This window comes from Caulobacter sp. GSs2 (assembly GCF_058680895.1).
Genome location: NZ_JBZWJL010000003.1, coordinates 74,784 through 91,072 on the forward strand (window position 1 = coordinate 74,784; position 16,289 = coordinate 91,072).

The 16,289-nt window shown below is 63.0% G+C and carries 9 protein-coding genes and 7 pseudogenes; 6 read left to right on the forward strand and 10 right to left on the reverse strand.

What is annotated here, in order from left to right:
- Positions 1 to 295: 295 nt before the first annotated feature.
- Together ACW17Z_RS20210 and ACW17Z_RS20215 are read right to left on the reverse strand one after the other, a co-directional pair.
- Positions 296 to 1,363: an IS3 family transposase gene (locus tag ACW17Z_RS20210; protein WP_492059034.1), complete on the reverse strand. Its 1,068-nt coding sequence runs from the start codon at positions 1,361 to 1,363 to the stop codon at positions 296 to 298.
- Positions 1,330 to 1,482 (reverse strand): annotated as a pseudogene (locus ACW17Z_RS20215) (transposase); the annotation flags it as partial. The pseudogene ACW17Z_RS20215 and the gene ACW17Z_RS20210, both read right to left, overlap by 34 nt.
- A gap of 66 nt (positions 1,483 to 1,548) precedes the next feature.
- Between ACW17Z_RS20215 and ACW17Z_RS20220 the strand changes: the two are divergent.
- Positions 1,549 to 1,782, forward strand: a pseudogene (locus tag ACW17Z_RS20220) (ISKra4 family transposase); the annotation flags it as partial.
- A gap of 166 nt (positions 1,783 to 1,948) precedes the next feature.
- On the opposite strand, the gene ACW17Z_RS20225 reads toward ACW17Z_RS20220, so the two are convergent.
- The 4 genes and pseudogenes from ACW17Z_RS20225 to ACW17Z_RS20240 form a co-directional block, all read right to left on the reverse strand.
- Positions 1,949 to 2,362, reverse strand: coding sequence for a response regulator transcription factor (locus ACW17Z_RS20225; protein WP_012274997.1), 414 nt, complete (start codon positions 2,360 to 2,362; stop codon positions 1,949 to 1,951).
- On the reverse strand, positions 2,352 to 5,063 hold the full coding sequence (locus tag ACW17Z_RS20230) for an ATP-binding protein (RefSeq protein WP_492058854.1): 2,712 nt from the start codon (positions 5,061 to 5,063) through the stop codon (positions 2,352 to 2,354). Before ACW17Z_RS20230 ends, ACW17Z_RS20225 begins: the two co-directional genes overlap by 11 nt.
- A 340-nt stretch (positions 5,064 to 5,403) precedes the next feature.
- Positions 5,404 to 5,658, reverse strand: a complete 255-nt coding sequence (locus ACW17Z_RS20235; RefSeq protein ID WP_012274999.1) for a hypothetical protein — start codon at positions 5,656 to 5,658, stop codon at positions 5,404 to 5,406.
- A gap of 59 nt (positions 5,659 to 5,717) precedes the next feature.
- Positions 5,718 to 5,852, reverse strand: a pseudogene (locus tag ACW17Z_RS20240) (IS630 family transposase); the annotation flags it as partial.
- A gap of 6 nt (positions 5,853 to 5,858) precedes the next feature.
- On the opposite strand from ACW17Z_RS20240, the pseudogene ACW17Z_RS20245 reads away from it, so the two are divergent.
- The 5 genes and pseudogenes from ACW17Z_RS20245 to ACW17Z_RS20265 all read left to right on the forward strand — a co-directional run.
- Positions 5,859 to 6,092, forward strand: a pseudogene (locus tag ACW17Z_RS20245) (MobA/MobL family protein); the annotation flags it as partial.
- Positions 6,093 to 6,538: 446 nt separating this feature from the next.
- Entirely contained in the window at positions 6,539 to 8,524 is a 1,986-nt protein-coding gene (locus ACW17Z_RS20250) for a Tn3 family transposase (RefSeq protein WP_492058856.1), read from the forward strand.
- A 125-nt stretch (positions 8,525 to 8,649) separates the two neighbouring features.
- Positions 8,650 to 10,263 (forward strand): annotated as a pseudogene (traA, locus tag ACW17Z_RS20255) (Ti-type conjugative transfer relaxase TraA); the annotation flags it as partial.
- 83 nt (positions 10,264 to 10,346) lie between these two features.
- Positions 10,347 to 10,697 carry a TetR/AcrR family transcriptional regulator C-terminal domain-containing protein gene (locus ACW17Z_RS20260; RefSeq protein WP_492059036.1) on the forward strand — a complete coding sequence of 117 codons (351 nt, stop codon included), beginning with the start codon at positions 10,347 to 10,349 and terminating at the stop codon, positions 10,695 to 10,697.
- 345 nt (positions 10,698 to 11,042) lie between these two features.
- A pseudogene (locus tag ACW17Z_RS20265) lies at positions 11,043 to 11,648 on the forward strand (IS630 family transposase); the annotation flags it as partial.
- 80 nt (positions 11,649 to 11,728) lie between these two features.
- Here ACW17Z_RS20265 and ACW17Z_RS20270 read toward each other — a convergent pair.
- The 4 genes and pseudogenes from ACW17Z_RS20270 to ACW17Z_RS20285 all read right to left on the reverse strand — a co-directional run.
- A pseudogene (locus ACW17Z_RS20270) lies at positions 11,729 to 11,891 on the reverse strand (IS5/IS1182 family transposase); the annotation flags it as partial.
- Positions 11,857 to 13,512 carry a 3-(methylthio)propionyl-CoA ligase gene (locus ACW17Z_RS20275; protein WP_492058858.1) on the reverse strand — a complete coding sequence of 552 codons (1,656 nt, stop codon included), beginning with the start codon at positions 13,510 to 13,512 and terminating at the stop codon, positions 11,857 to 11,859. The pseudogene ACW17Z_RS20270 and the gene ACW17Z_RS20275, both read right to left, overlap by 35 nt.
- A 176-nt stretch (positions 13,513 to 13,688) precedes the next feature.
- The gene (locus ACW17Z_RS20280; protein WP_492058860.1) at positions 13,689 to 14,375 is read right to left on the reverse strand and encodes an OmpW/AlkL family protein; all 687 of its coding nucleotides are present in this window, start codon (positions 14,373 to 14,375) and stop codon (positions 13,689 to 13,691) included.
- Between the two features lie 131 nt (positions 14,376 to 14,506).
- Positions 14,507 to 16,135, reverse strand: a complete 1,629-nt coding sequence (locus tag ACW17Z_RS20285) for a GMC family oxidoreductase (RefSeq protein WP_492058862.1) — start codon at positions 16,133 to 16,135, stop codon at positions 14,507 to 14,509.
- Positions 16,136 to 16,289 lie beyond the last annotated feature (154 nt).

The following is a 16,289-nucleotide window of genomic DNA, read 5'->3' on the forward strand; positions in this document are numbered from 1 at the left end:
GCAAGTCAGGCCGCGCCGAGCGGGGAGCGGGCCAATGATCGACCATCGGGGTTTGAAGGTCGTGGTCGGCGACAGCGATCGGACCGTGCTCGAACTCCTGCAGATCCGACTGGATGTGGCCGGCTTTCACACTTGCGTCGCTCGCAGCGTCCGGCCGTCCGCGACACCCTCAAAGTGGTCGCCCCGCCGCCATGGTCCTCGATCCAGGTCTGCCTGAGATTGACGGCTACGAAGTTCTGCAGACGCTGACGCGACGCGGTGAAAAGCCCGTCCAGCCTGACCTGCCTCTGAGCTTTCATCCAGCGCGGACCAGAGTCTCGGCATTGGTTACGCCGGATGGCGCGGTTGGAGCAACAGGCCGAGCCGTGGAGTTTCTACATTGCGCAGCGGGTCGGCCTGTTGCGTTCAGGTGCGCGGCATAGGCCGCAGGGGTCTGGTAGCCGATCGATGAGTGTGGCCGGCGGGTGTTGTAATCTTCGGCCCAGGCGGCGAGCTTCTGGCGGGCGTGGTCGAGGCTGAAGAACAGGGTCTCGTTGAGCAGTTCGTCGCGCATCCGGCCGTTGAAACTCTCCACGAAGCCGTTCTGGGTGGGCTTGCCCGGCGCGATATAGTGCCAGGCGACGCGATGATCCTCCGCCCAGGCCAGAATGGCCGTCGAGGTGAACTCCGTGCCGTTGTCGCTGACGATCATCCCTAGCCGGCCATGACGGGCGATCAGCGCCGACAGCTCCCGCGCAACGAGCCGACCTGAGATCGAGGTGTCAGGGATCGCCGCCAGACATTCTCGGGTGACGTCGTCGACCACATTGAGAACCCTGAACCGGCGTCCGCCCGCGAACTGATCGTGCACGAAGTCCAGCGACCAGCGGGCGTTGGCCTTGGCCTCCACCAGGATCGGCGCCCGTGTGCCGATGGGGCGGCGGCGAGCCCGGCGCTTGCGCACCGGCAGACCTTCCTCGCGATAGAGCCGATAGATGCGGTTCTTGCCGGAAGGCTCGCCCTCCCGCCGCAGCAGGACGAACAGCCGTCGATAGCCAAACCGTCGCCGCTCGGCGGCCAGGCTGCGCAGTCGCTCACGCAGCTCGGTGTCGGGCGCGCGGCGAGAGCGGTAGCGCACCATCTTGCGGTCCGCCTTGACGATGGAGCAGGCCCGCCGCTCGCTGATCTCGAACACCGTCCGCAGATGAGCGACGCCTTCGCGCACGGCGGCGGGCCCTACCATTTTTTTGAGAGCAGCTCGTTCAACGCCGCCTTGTCGAGCATGGCGTCGGCCAGCAGCGACTTGAGCCGTCGGTTCTCGTCCTCCAGCGCCTTCAGCCGCTGGGCCTCCGACACGCTCATGCCGCCGAACTTGGCCTTCCAGGCGTAGATCGTGCCCTCCGAGACCCCATGCTTGCGGGCCAACTCGCCCGCCTTCGCCCCAGCCTCGTTCTCCCGCAGGATCCCGATGATCTGCTCTTCCGTAAATCTCGCTCGCTTCATGTCCGTCCTCTCAAGGGACGGACTCTAGCTCCGCGTGGAGGAAAAAATCAGGGGCAGGTCACCTCGAACGTGGCGAGCCTCATAAATTACGGCGAACGGTATCGGTCGGGTGAGCGGATCTCCTCGGCGTTTGTAGAGGCGACGGTCAACGCTGTGGTGAGCAAGCGGTTCGCCAAAAAGCAGCAGATGCAATGGAGCCGCTGCGGCGCCCACCTGCTCCTGCAGGCCCGCACCAAGACGCTCGACGGAACGCTGCGATCAACATTCGAGCGCTGGTATCCGGGTTTGGCCAACGACAACGATCAACGCCTCATTCTGGCGCAGACTGCGGGACCCACCCCACACTTCCTCATGCTCTCCTGCTTGGTCAGCTTCGACCGCGATCACTGCCTAGTGAAAGCCATGGCAGCCAAAAGCACTTGTGTGCAAGCCTCGTTTCGCCGGCCCAGGACTACCTTCCCAACCGTCAGACCAGTAGTTCGCTTTCATTTGGAGCAGTTGAAATGGGCGGACGGAGTAGCCGGGCGACCCGCGCCAGGAGTTGGCTCTCGCTGAACGGCTTCGTCAGATAGTCCTTCGCGCCGAGGCCTACGGCACGCCGCACATCTTCAGCGGTGTGCCGGGCCGTTAGGACAAGGACGGGGATACGCTTGGCGCCAGAATAGGCCTTGAGCGCCTCGAGGACGCCGAAGCCATCCATTTCCGGCATGTTGATATCCAGGACCATCGCATCCGGCCGCAACTCTCTGACGCGTCCCACCGCCTCGGCCCCAGTTCGGGCGGTATGGACGTCATAGCCCGCCATCTCGAGCCGCGTGCGGATGAGATCTCGAACGCCGAGGTCGTCCTCCGCCACGAGGATCCGCGACCTAACCGACATCGGCGAGTTCCTGAGGCTGCGGATCCTCCGCGAACGCCGTGGCTCGAGCTATGGAGGCGATCAGCGCTCCGGCGCCTACCGGCTTGGCGACGACGTCCTGAAAGCCAGCGGAAATCAATCGGTCCGCCATATTGGTGTCTGCGTCCGCAGTGAAGGCCAGGATGGGGGTGGCGTCATTTGGGCCCTGCGAGGCGCGTATTCTCCGCAAGGCGCCCAGCCCATCGAGCCTTGGCATGCGCAGGTCCATGAGGATCACGTCGTATGGCCACTCCGCCGCCATCTGTGCAGCCTCTTCGCCATCAACTGCTTCGGAAACCTCGGCGCCGACGCCTGCCAAGAACAAGCGCGCCAGTTCGCGATTGGTCGGGTGGTCGTCGACCACGAGCACGCGGACGCCGCCGAACGTCAGCCGTTCCATCGCCAAGCCATCGGTGTTGCCTTGCGAAAGGCTCGACAAGGGCGCGGGGACCTTGAACCAGAACCGACTGCCCTCACCCATCCGGCTCTCGACGCCGATCTCCCCGCCCATGGCCTCCACCAAGCCTTTGCAGATCGCCAAGCCCAGGCCCGTGCCGCCTTGAACCCGCGTCAACGACCCATCGACCTGCGAAAACCGCTTGAAGAGGCGATCCTGCTTGTCCGGGGCAACGCCTTCTCCGGTATCGATCACATCGACGCTGAGGACCTCGGCGGCGCGATCGTAGCGCGTGCGCAGGGTAACGCTGCCGCCCGTGGTGAACTTCACCGCATTGCCGACAAGGTTGAGAAGGATTTGGCGTATCCGGTCCGGATCGACGGCAATGATCAGATCGTTGTCTGCGGCCTCCCCATCCAGGGTGAGGTTCAGGTCTTTGGCGCCGGCCTGTGGCGTGAACAGGTCCAATGTGGCGCGGCTGAGCTTGGCCAAGGAGGCCGGTTGGACCTGGAAGCTCACCTGTCCGGCTTCCAGCTTCGAGAAATCCAGGATGTCGTTGACGGTGCACAGGAGCGCACGGCTGGCGTCGCCGACGCGTTCCACATAGGTGCGGGTCAGGTCGGTCAGGTCGCTCTGCTCGGCCGCGAGACTCGTGAAGCCGATGATGCTGGTCAGCGGCGTGCGCAGCTCATGGCTCATATTGGCGAGAAACTCCGCCTTCACCCCCGCAGCGGCTTCGGCTTCGGCTCGCGCTAGCCGAAGCCGGGCCTCGAGGAGCTTTTGGTCGGTCACGTCCACCATGGTTCCGATCATGGCGATGACCTCGCCGCCGGGACCGTGTTCGGCGCGAGAATTGCGCGCCAGGTATCGGACCTCGCCGTTGGCACGCACGATCCGTGAGATCGAATTCTCGTCGACCTCACCTGTCGCGAGTTGGCGCTTCAGTCGGGCCGCCACAGCCTCAGCGTCGTCAGGATGGATCATGCCTATCAGCGCCTCGAGGTCGAGCGGCGCGTCGGAGGCGAGGCCGAAGATATGGTACATCTGGGTCGACCAGGTGACGTCGCGAGTGCGCGCATCCACGCGCCAGTTGCCAAGGCCGGCAACCCCCTCGGCGACCTCAGCCCGCCGGGCTTGCTCCTCGGCCTTGTCGCGCGCCTGGGCCATGGCCGCTTCCGTGCGCTTCAGGTCGGTGATATCCACGCTGACCGAGACAGTGCCCCCATCGCCAGTGCGCCGTTCGGTGATCCGCAGCCATCGTCCGCCAGCGGTTTGCTGCGTCAGGCTGGGCGCCTCGTCACGGCGAGCTGCGTTTCGTTCGGCGAGCCACTCCGTCTCTCGCCCGACCGCCTCAGGGTAGACGCCATGGACAAGGCTCGATTCCAGCAAGTCGGAGAATGGCATGCCAGCGACGAGGATCGCCCCAGATGTCCTGCAAAGATCGTCGTACTGCGTGTTCCACGCCACCAGCCGATCGTTCGCGTCGTAGAAGGCCAAGCCTTCCGGCATGACATCGAGCGCCTCGCGCAGGCGGCGAAGGTTTCCATTGCGGCTGGCGGCGTCGAGGGCCACGCCGCCGATCGCGGTGATAAGGATCAGCGCAGTGACCGCCACGGCGACGGCCGCCATCACCGGATCCGACATCAGCGAAGCGGGCACCGCGATGCTGAGATCAGGAACTATCGTCACGGCGGTCATCCCCGTGAAGTGCATCCCGACGATCGCGAGACTGAGCAGACCTCCCCCTGCGGCTTGCTGCTTAAGCCCCGCGCCGGGGCGGGCGACAAAGAGGGCCGCGCTAGCGAACAGCGCGCCAATCAGCACGGAGGCCACGATGTAGTTCACGTCCCACTGGAAGACGCCGGTCGTCCGGTAGCCGCTCATGCCGACGTAGTGCATGGAGGTGATGCCCAGGCCGACGACGAGGCCGCCGCCGATCGACGTCAGTCGCCGCCGAGAATCTGCAGTCGTCGCTGAACCCGCGGCAAAGCCCAAGGTGGTGCTGATGACGGCGACAGCCAGCGACCCCATTGTGGCCAGGGCCTCATAACCCGTCGGTAGCCCAGTCTTAAACGCCAGCATGGCGACAAAATGCGTCGTCCAGATGCCAGAACCGGCGACCAAGCCCGTCATGGCGAGCCAGGTCCAACGCCTCCACACCGGAAACGTTGGAACCTTCGAATAGAGAAAGAACGTCGCCAGCGTGGCCGGGACACAGACGAGCGCGGCGACCACGACCAGCCACCAATTGTGTTCTGTCGCGACGCACAGCAATATTTTGAACATTATGGCCGCTCCGAGCGCATTTCGAACGACCATCCCGGCCCGTGGTTAACAGAACAGTCGGGGATGGAGCAAAACGCGTTCTGAGGACCGGCCAGGAGCCCTGAATTCTGTCGATTTCCGGGCTAGAAGCCCTTGTGTACAATGGGTTGTGGTCAATCATCGAGGTCATGGCTGCGCCAATTCGCCACAAGCCGGCGTCAGCCGATGGACCAAGGCGACGGCGACGGGGCGGACCATTCGATGTGTCGGTTGCCGACAACTTCCTGCAGGTCATCGCCAATCATGCAGATGATGTGACCCGCTTGAGGGGCGACCAAGTCGCGGCCCCGACCACCCTCGCCTATTTCTTGGTGCCGACCGGAGAGAGCGGGCCTGCAAGTATCTCTTCCAGCACTTCATATCTAAACGGCTTCAACAACAATGGCCGGTCGCGGTCGATGTCCCTCAGACCATGGCCGCCGTGGCTCGTGGCCAAGGCGAACGGCACGCCTCGCGCGGCAAGGGCGCCGGCCACGGGATGGCTTCTGTGGCCGTCGAGATTTGAGTCCAGCAGGGCGGCATCAAAGCGTTGCGTGCGCACGAGGTCGACGGCCATGATCGATCACGGTGGCTGCGGCCACGGACTCGCATCCAAGATCGGCTAGCGTTTTCCGATCAGTCTGCATCATAGCCTGCGGCGGCGAAGTAGTTGGCGCATTCGTTGGGTGTGAAGGCGTCGATAGCCTGGGCGATGGTCTTCCAAAGCTGTTCGACGGTTCGGGCGGCGGCCTTGCGCAGCAGGGCCTTGAGGCACCGGACGGCCTGGCCAAGCCGCACGCCCACGTGATGTTGACGACGCGCGAGGTTGTCCCGGAGGGGCCGGGCGCGCCGGGCGCTTTCGGCAAGAAGGACCGCGAGTGGAACAGCACCGACCTTTTGACCGACTGGCGCGAGCGCTGAGCTGAGCATGTGACCGAGCGCCTGGCCGAACTCAACATCGATGCGCGGATCGATCACCGGACGCTGGAGGCGCAGGGCATCGACCTGGAGGGCCTTCCCGTAAACTCTGCGCCAAAAGTGACGCTAAGAAAGTCGTGGAATTTCAATGTGTTGTGCGACCATGGAGGCATAGCGCATTGATTTATAATGACATTCAGCTGTTTCAGCCCGTCAGCTTCAAGCGACCGCTGACGTCGGCAATCCGAGCAGAGCGGATCGGTTAACACCCCGCTCAAAGGTCATGACCCCGCGAAGGTTGATATGCTCATGCCCGATCGACGTGATGTGGGCGAGGACGCCATTGGAAAAGATACCAGGGTCCCGGTCCTACTGCCGACCGATGGGTCTATCCCCGCAAAGGTCCCAAACGCGACATAGGATTTGGCGGTTCTGTGGCGCCCGTCAGCCAATAGCAGTTACGCGTATCTCCAAGACCCGCCCCGCCGCAGTGGCAAGAAAGGAACCGGCCGGGCGGATAAACCGAGCAGCGCGGCCCAATGTTCCCGCTTTGCGCCGAAGGTCAAACTGGGCGCCTGAAACGGTTCCGCGGCCTAATCGCGGATTTGACGGCGCTGGCGGCCGATGGGGCGTTGGACGCCGATGGTCTGAGGGCACGGCTCGCAACGTTGGTGGAGCCGTTCCAACCCGAGCTTCAGATTTCTCAGGTCGCCGCCATCCGGCAAGAACTCGCGCAGCGGCAGGACGAATTGGAACGCCTCTTGGGCGCGGCGAAAAAGGCAAAGCTGCAGACTCCAGCCGGCCATAAGCTTGCCGAGGCCTTGGCCCTGCTGGATAGGCTCGGAGGAACGGCAACGGAGGTTTTGCCGAAGGGCACCGCTAACCCCTTTGGCCCATCATGGCGCAGTCTCCTCGATCAGCCTGATCGCAAGGCGGCGATGAACTGTTATCGAGCCGCGACGGTCATGTTGATGAAACGAGCGATCCGAAATCGCTCGATCACCGCGCCCGATAGCCTGAGCCACCAAGCACCCGAGGACCGGCTCATTCCCAAAGCGATTTGGGCCCGAGACCGCGGGCGCTTGATCCGAAACATGTCGCTCCCAACCACCTCCGAGAAATATCTCCAGCGCCTAGAGTCGGGGCTGGAAGCGGGATTGGGCGCCTTGGCGGCCGCAGTGCAGGCCGGTGAAATCACCATAGAGGGCGATGCTGTGCGCGTGCCGCGCCGAAAACCCGCGCCAGCAGATCCTCGAGTGGAGTCCGCGCCGCCCGAGGCGACCGCGGCCATGGGAATCCATGAACTTTCGGCGGTCATGATCGAGGTTGACCGGCTCACGCGGTTCTCGTGGAAACTCCTGGAGCGCCCGGCCCAGTCGGACAAGGAGCTGGTCACGCTCTATGCGGCTCTGCTCGGCCTGGGGTCAGCCCTGAGCGTGGCGGAGTTGGCGCGCATGATCCCAGCGGTCGACGCCGACAGCCTTGGTCAGATGGTACTGCGGCTGGAGACGGATGGACGCCTGCGCGCCGCCAATGAGGCTGTGCTTGGCGTTATGCGCCATCACCCGGTGGCGAGCCTCTGGGGTCGAGGCCTCAATGCGTCCGCCGATATGATGAGCCTGGAGGCGACCCGATATCTCTGGTCGGCACGGTTGGATCCCCGCCGTCGTACCTTCGCCATCGGGACCTACGCGCATGTGCTGGATCAGTGGGGCGTCCTCTATGACCAGCCAATCGTTTTGAACCGTCGCCAGGTTGGGGCCGCGATCGAAGGGGCGCTTCGCCAGAAACAAGTCGATCATCTCGAGAAAGTGGCTGTCGATACCCACGGCCACAGCCACTTCGGCATGACCCTGGCCAAGGTGGTGGGCTTTGATCTCACCCCGAGATTGGCGCGCCTGAAGACACGCAAGCTTCATCTGCCGACCGGATTCTCCGGCGCGGTGCCGGAGGTCCTCAAGCCGCTCATCGCCCCCAAGTCCGTACCACGACTAGTGATAGGGCGCGGATGGGAGGAATTGCTTAGGCTCGGGGCGTCGGTCAAGGACGGCTGGTACCCTGCAACGGATGCGCTGGACCGATATGGCGCGGCCGCGCGGGGTGACGCAGTCTATGAAGCCGGCGCCGCCCTCGGTAAACTGCTGCTGACCCTTTATCTCTGCGATTACCTCGGCAATCGCGAGTTCCGAAATGAGATCCTGGATCTTCTCAACCAGGGCGAGGCCGTTCACAGCCTGCAACGGGCCATTCACAACGGCGCTATTCCCGCCAAGCGTGGGCGAACAACTCAACAGCTCGAAGCGATATCCGGCTCCCTGACGTTGCTGGCGAATATCATGATGACCTGGAACACGCACCATATTCAGCAGACGGCGGACCGGGACCCTGGTGTCTTTTCCAATGATGTCCTCGCGCACATCGTGCCGATCGGGCATGGGCATATCAACCTTCGCGGGGTGATGACCCTTGAGCTGGGTAACAACCGATCCGCTCTGCTCGGATTGCCGACAGCAGCGGTCGCCTGACGCTGACGGGTTGAAAAAGCTGAATATCGTTATAAATCAATGCGTTGCGCCACTATTTATGCGCAACACATTGAAATTGAATGACTTTCTTAGCGCCACTTTTGGCGCAGAGTTTACGGGAAGGCCTGGAGCCGCAGCACAAGATCGGCCCGGCCGGCGCACGGCGCCTGGACCGAGGCGAGGGTCACAGACCCGAGGACGCCGTGCGGGCGTTCGATCACCGCCAGATCGCCCGGCGCAACGGCGAGAAGATCATCGCCGAGCCGAACGTCGCCCTGGACGCCATCACCCGGCAGCAGAGCACGTTCACCGACCACGACCTGGCGCGGTTCGTTCACCGGCACACCGACGACGCCGATCAGTTCAGCCAGGCCATGAGTGCGGTGAAAACCTCGCCCGAGCTGGTCGCGCTCGGCAAGGACGGCGCCGGCCGCGAGCGGTTCAGCACCCGCGAAATGCTGGGGGTCGAGCAGCGGCTGGAGCGGTCGGCCGAGACGCCGGCGCGGCGCGACGGACACAAGGTTTCGCCGGCGGCCTTGGGGGAGGCCTTGGTCGCCGGCGAGCGTCGCGGGCTCGATCTGAGGGGATCACAGCGAGACGCACTTGATCATATCACGGGCGCAGGTGATCTTGCTATGGTTGTCGGCTACGCCGGCACCGGCAAGAGCGCCATGCTGGGCGTGGCCCACGAGGCGTGGGAGGCGCAGGGCTACCAAGTGCGCGGCGCGGCCTTGTCGGGGATCGCGGCGGAGAGCCTGGAGGGCGGTTCGGGTATCGGCTCGCGGACGATCGCCAGTCTCGAGCATGGGTGGGCGCAAGGGAGGGACGGGCTCACCGCGCGCGACGTGCTGGTGATCGACGAGGCCGGGATGATCGGCTCGCGCCAGATGGAGCGGGTGCTATCGGCGGCTGACGCCGCCGGCGCCAAGGTGGTGCTGGTCGGCGACGCCGAGCAACTTCAGGCGATTGAGGCCGGCGCGGCGTTCCGGGCGCTCACCGAGCGCCACGGCGCGGCCGAGATCACCGAAATCCGGCGCCAGCGCGTGGACTGGCATCGGGAGGCGACGCGCGAGCTGGCCACGGGCCGCACAGGCGCCGCCCTGGACCGCTACGAGGCCGTCGGCATGGTGCGGGGCCACGAGACACGGGAGGCCGCCCGCAGCGCCCTCGTGGACGGCTGGGATTCGGTGCGCCAGGCCCGGCCGGAGGCCAGCCAGGTGATGCTCACCCACACCCGCGTTGACGTGGCCGAACTGAATCAGCTCGCTCGCGGCCGGATGCGAGACGCTGGCGCGCTCGGCACCGACCAGGCGGTGCAGACCGAGCGCGGCGCGCGGTCCTTCGCCCCCGGCGATCGGGTGATGTTCCTTCGCAACGAGCGATCCATGGGCGTGAAAAACGGATCCCTCGGGACCGTGGAAAAGATCGAAGGTTCGAGCCTCGCCGTGCGCGTTGATGGCGCCGATCGGCGCGAGGTCCGGTTCGACCTGAAGGACTATGCCCACATCGACCACGGCTATGGCTCCACCATCCGTAAGAGCCAGGGCATCACCGTGGACCACGGCCACTTGCTGGCCAGCGACGGCCTGGACCGTCACGCCGCCTATGTCGGGATGAGCCGGCACCGCGAGACATTGGCGGTTCACTACGGCGCCGACGACTTCAAGGACCGCGACCAGCTCACCCGCACCCTTGGCCGAGAGCGGGCTAAGGATACGACCCTGGACTATGGGGCCGCTCGACGACGATCACTGGCGAGACCGCCCAGGAGCGGCTGCTCGATCTGGGGGTCAAGCTGCTGGAGACGGCGCTCAAGCCTGAGATCGTCGGGTTGGAGAACCTGGTGGTATGGATCGGCCAGGAAAGGTCCGCCCTCCAGGAGGTGGTCTATGCACGATCGGTATATGTCGCCATTGGCATGATCCAGGCCATACTCGAAGAAGGCACCAGCCGAGGTGAGTTGGCCCTGCAGGACCCCGGCTTCGCGGCCACCTTCGCCTTTAACGCACTCGTCACCGCACCGAGACACCGCATTCTTCGGCGACTGGCGTTCAAGAACACCAAGGCTGGCAGAAGGGCCTATCTGGCGGCTGCGATCGACGTCATGTTCGCTGGTCTCGCGCTGCGGATCGATGCGGAGTCCAGCGGCCATGGTCAGCCCGCAGGACAATAAGGAGATCACGTCTTGCGATGGTCGCCCCGGAACCCGTCAAAGACGACGGCACCTCAAGCATCAGAGGGTTCATGCGCCTGCCCGCGGTTCAATCTGCAAGGCTCAAAGGGCACTGGCCGCACCCTTGACCGCACCAACAGGGCCTCCCTCTGGGCCTGCGCGGTCCTTTCCTCGCAAGCTCATGTCAACAAAGAAGTAACGCCCACGCACGCGGGGCGCATGCGCAAAATCACTGGCCGCCGCGCTCTTGACGCAGACCAAAACCCCTGACTCCATAGCCCCCGTCGGTCAGGCTCCAGACCGCCCACGATCACGTGGAATCGGCGCCCACGATCACTGGAATGCGCAGCCAAGGTCCGCGACATCGTCGGCCTCTATGTCGATCCGCCGGCCCACGCCGTGGTGCTCAGCGTCGATGAGAAGTCGCAGATCCAGGCGCTGGACCGCACCCAGCCTGGCCTGCCGCTGAAGAAGGGGCGAGCCGGAACCATGACCCATGATTACAAGCGCCACGGCACAACCACCCTGTTCGCCGCCTTCGACGTTCTGGAAGGCAAGGTCATCGGCCGCTGCATGCAGCGCCACCGGCATCAGGAGTTCATCCGCTTTCTCAACGCCGTCGAGCGCGAAGTCCCGGCCGGCAAGACCGTCCACGCCATCCTCGACAACTATGCCACCCACAGGCACCCCAAGGTGATCGCCTGGTTGGGCCGCCATCCGCGATGGACGTTCCATTTCACGCCCACCTCGGCCAGTTGGCTCAACGCCGTCGAAGGCTTCTTCGCGATCCTGACCAAGCGCCGCCTCAAACGCGGCGTCTTCAAGGGCGTCGTCGACCGCTTCGTCGCCGATCACAACCAGCAGCCAAAGCCCTTCGTCTGGACCGCCGACCCAGATAAAATCATCGCCGCCGCAGCTCGCGGGCACCAAGTGTTGGATTCAATCCACTAGCTCCGCGTGGAGGAAAAAATCAGGGGCAGGTCACAATCGGTACGCACCGACGATGTGGGTAACTGAAAGCATCACCGGACGCGTACGCGATGGCGGCGAGGCGGCGACGATGGGGTCGCCGCCCTGCTGGATGATCTTCAGGTAAAACCGATCGGCGTCATAAGCCTTGTCGGCCAGGATATATTGGGCGGTGAGGCCGTCGATCATGTCACAGGCCAGCGCCATGTCGTACTGCTGGCCCGGGCGCTTTGTAATCGCAAAAATCTGCCCTGAGTTTCGTCTTAAGAAGTTTTCCGGTCGCGGTGTGCGGCAGACTATCAACGAAGACGACATCATCCGGAATCCACCACTTTGCGACCTTCCCCTCAAACGAATTCAGCAACGCCTCGCGCGTCACCTTCGAATCAGGTCGTCTCACAACAACGAGCAGCGGACGCTCATCCCATTTGGCATCGGCGATACCAATCACCGCCGCCTCTTGGACAGCAGGGTGGCCCATCGCGACATTCTCCAGGTCGATCGAGCTGATCCACTCGCCGCCCGATTTGATCACGTCCTTGGAGCGGTCGGTGATCGTCATATAGCCATTCGGATTGAGCGTGCAGACATCCCCTGTGTGAAACCATCCATCTCTGGTGAACGCCGAGGCGCCTTCGCCACGAAAGTAGGATCTCGCGACCCACGGACCTTGGACCAGCAGGTTTCCGAACGCCAAGCCGTCCTTGGGCAACTCGCGACCCGCGTCATCGACCATCTTCAAGCTGACGCCGAAGATCGGTCGACCCTGCTTGGCGATCAGGTCGTATTGCGCCTCCGCTGGCAGATCGCGCTCGCCGCGCCGCATCGAGGTAATCGTACCCAGCGGACTCATCTCCGTCATGCCCCAGCCCTGCAACACGCGCACCCCGTGCTCCTTGTCAAAGCGCTCGACCATGGCGCGCGGCGGCGCCGAGCCGCCGATCAGCGTGCGCTGCAGTTTTTCCAACCGCTCGCCGGTGGCTTCGCAATAGCGCAACAGTTCGAGCCAAACCGTGGGCACGCCTGCGGCGATGGTGACGTCTTCGCTGTCGAACAGCTCGTACAGACTGGCGCCGTCCATTTTGAAGCCTGGGAACACAAGCTTGGCGCCGACCATCGGGGCTGCATATGGAATGCCCCAGGCGTTGGCATGGAACATCGGCACGACCGGTAGGATCGTGTCGTCGGCCGTAAGGCCCAGCGCATTGGCTCCGTTTATGGCATAGGCATGAAGGATGGTTGAACGGTGACTGTAAAGCACACCTTTCGGGTCCCCTGTGGTCCCGGAAGTGTAGCAGAGCGACGCGGCGGTGTTCTCATCGAACTCTGGCCAGTCAAACCCCTCGTCCTGGGCGGTCACCAGGTCCTCGTAACACAGCAGATTGGGCAGGACGCTGTTGGCTGGCATGTGCGCGCGGTCGGTCATCACGATGATACCCTGCACGTCGGCCAGATCACCGCGGAGCCCTTCAAGAATGGCGAGCGCGTTCAGATCGACGAAGATGAACCGGTCATCGGCATGGTTGATAATGTACGCGATCTGCTCCGGAAAGAGGCGCGGATTAAGTGTGTGGCAGATGGCACCGCTCCCGGAGACCGCGAAATAGATCTCGAGATGCCGATAGCCGTTCCACGCCAGTGTACCGACACGGTCGCCCGGAGCGACGCCCAGCGCCTTGAGCGCGTTAGCTAGCTGGCGCGAGCGTCTGGCGGCGTCGGCATAGGTGTACCGGTGAATCGGGCCTTCGACGGACCGCGACACGATCTCGTTTTCTCCATGATACTCAGCCGCATGCTCGATGAGCTGTGAGATAAGCAGCGGGCGGTCCATCATCAGACCCAACATTTGGATGCTCCTTACGAAAACGGTAGTCATAAAAGCGGTAGCCTTCCCATGCGCACGCCCCGCGCAACACTTGCTCATCAACCTCCATGGCGACCGCCACGCCGGAAGGCAGGCGCCCATATCGCGGGTTCACGCCAAGAAAAAAGCCCGCTGAGCATGCGACACGAACGGGCCAATCAGAATCGGTAGGTCACTCCGACATTCGCCAGGATTGGGTCGATATCGAGGGTTGTCCGGACCGGCGCAATGCCCAGTAGGCCGGAGGCGTGCGTCGAAAAGGGGACGTACCGCACGTCGGCGTTCAACATCCAAGCTGCGCCAAGCTCGTAACGAACGCCTACTTGGGCCGCGGGTGCCCAACTGTCATCGATGCTGAAGTTGGTCAGGGCTCTGTCGCGTTCATTCAGAAAGACGATCCGCCCCACGCCCAAACCTAGATAAGGATGAACCGGGCCAAGATCGTTGAAATGGTATTGAACCGACAAGATAACTGGGCCGTAGTTAACCTTGGCAAGCATCCCGAGAGGCTCAAGCGAACCGGCGCCGGCGATTTCGGCGGTAGCGGGTATGCCGAGTAATAAGTCGGCTGCGACATTCGGCGTGAAAAAATATCCGACATCGACGGTCGCTGAAGTGGCGTCCCCGATCTCCACATTGGAAGCCGGGACAAGTCCTCCGGCCAACTTAATGTCTGGGGCATTCTCGCTCACAGCGACCCTGGTTGCGTTCAAACTTACGGCCCACCGCTTGAACCCTCCTGCATCCTGAGCCGAGGCGGCCTGGGCGGAAAGTGCGCTCAGGACAACGACCGCCGCAACGAACTGCGAAAGCCGTATGGATTTGGGTTTGCCATTCTGACTCATGGAACTTTCCTCCCGAAAAGCGCGCCGTCCCTGTTGGAGGGATCGGCAATTGTTGATGGTTTTTGGTGGACTCAGGTGTCTGGAGCCGTGACTGCTGCGCGTGATTCCGGCCCGTCTTTTTTTACGCTGGACTAATGAGGGGCCTCTCCGGAACCGCCTGACTCGAGTTTCGTCTTGCCGAGAATGAGTTCTGCGGCTCTTTCCGCGATCATCATCGTCGGGGCGTTGGTGTTGCCGGCCACCAGCGTCGGCATGACGGAGGCATCGACGACCCGAAGGCCTTGTATGCCGCGCACCCGGAGGGCCGGATCAACAACCGACTGCGGATCACGCCCCATCCGGCATGTTCCCACGGGGTGATAGATGGTTTCAGCCCTCCGGCGGATATCCGCCACGATGTCCGCGTCGCTCTGGACCGAGTGTCCTGGGACCAGTTCGGTCTTCGAATAGGCCGCCATTGACGGAGCAGACAGAATTTGCCTGCCGATTTTCACCGCCGAGATCATGGTTTGGATGTCTTCGGGGGCAGACAGGTAGCCTGGATCGATCAACGGATCCTCAAGCGGGTCGCGGCTCTTGAGCCCGATGCGACCGCGGCTCTTGGGCAGAAGGTCGCAGACATGCAAGGTATAGCCATAGCCGAGCGCGAGCTCCCGCCCATGATCTTTCAAGAGGGTGGGCAGAAAGTGAAACTGCAGATTTGGTCGTTTCTGTCCGTGGGAGCTTTTGACGAAGCCGCCGGCCTCGGCAACATTGCTTGTCAAGAAACCCTTTCGAAGGAAGGCATAGGACAGCGCTCCAGCCAAGGCTCGCGGAATGAATGATGGTGCGATGCCAATTGGTGTTCGGTCGTTCGCTTCATGCATGATCGTGATATCAAGGTGATCCTGCAGATTTTTTCCGACTGCGGGGAGGTCCACAACCACCGGAATACCTAAGGCGTTCAATTCGGCCGCTCCGCCGATGCCGGAAAGCAACAGCAACTGAGGTGAGTTCACGGCTCCGCCAGAAAGAATGACCTCCCCGCCCTTGGTTGTTACATCGATCAGCTTGCCCCGCTTGACATAGGTCACGCCAACGGCTTTCCGGCCCTCCAGGATGATTCGGGTCGCCCGTGCGCCCGTGATGATCCTGAGGTTGGGCCGGCTCTTGGCTTTGGACAGGAAGGCGCGGGCGGAACTCCAGCGCTGCCCTTTGTGCTGGGTCACCTGATACAGGCCAACGCCTTCCTGCGTCTCCCCATTGAAATCGAAGCGATGCGGAAACTGGATCTGTTGTCCGGCTTCGACGAAAGCCTTGCTCAGGGGATTGAGGGTTCGCAGATCGCTGACGTGAAGCTCGCCGTCAGCGCCATGGAATTCGCCATCCCCAAATCTTTCGTTCGACTCCATCGCCTTGAACAGCGGGAGTACATTCTTATAGGACCAGATTGGGTCGGCCGCCTCTCCCCAAGCGTCATAGTCGTCCCGATGGCCGCGGATGTAGACCATGGCGTTGATCGAACTGGACCCACCGAGCGTCTTGCCGCGCGGCCAGAAGAGCCGGCGATCGTCGAGATGGGCCTGGGGTTCGGTGTCGAAGGCCCAGTTGAGCGTCTTGCTCTTAGAGAGAAGGGCGATGCCGATCGGCATGTGTATCAATGCGCTGCGATCTGGTGGCCCCGCCTCGAGCAGGCAGACACGGGTCTTTGGATTCGCCGACAGTCGTTCGGCCAACAGACATCCCGCGGATCCTGCCCCAACAATGATGTAGTCAAACATCGTCTTCCCCGTTTTCATTCGTCATTTTCCGCGCTTGCGTGTGAATTCGCCCCGTTCTCGATGGCCGATCGGTTCTGGGAGGGGAACAGGGAATTGATCGCCCTCTCGACGACGAAATGACCTGGCGATCGGCGGCGACCGCACGAACCCCAAT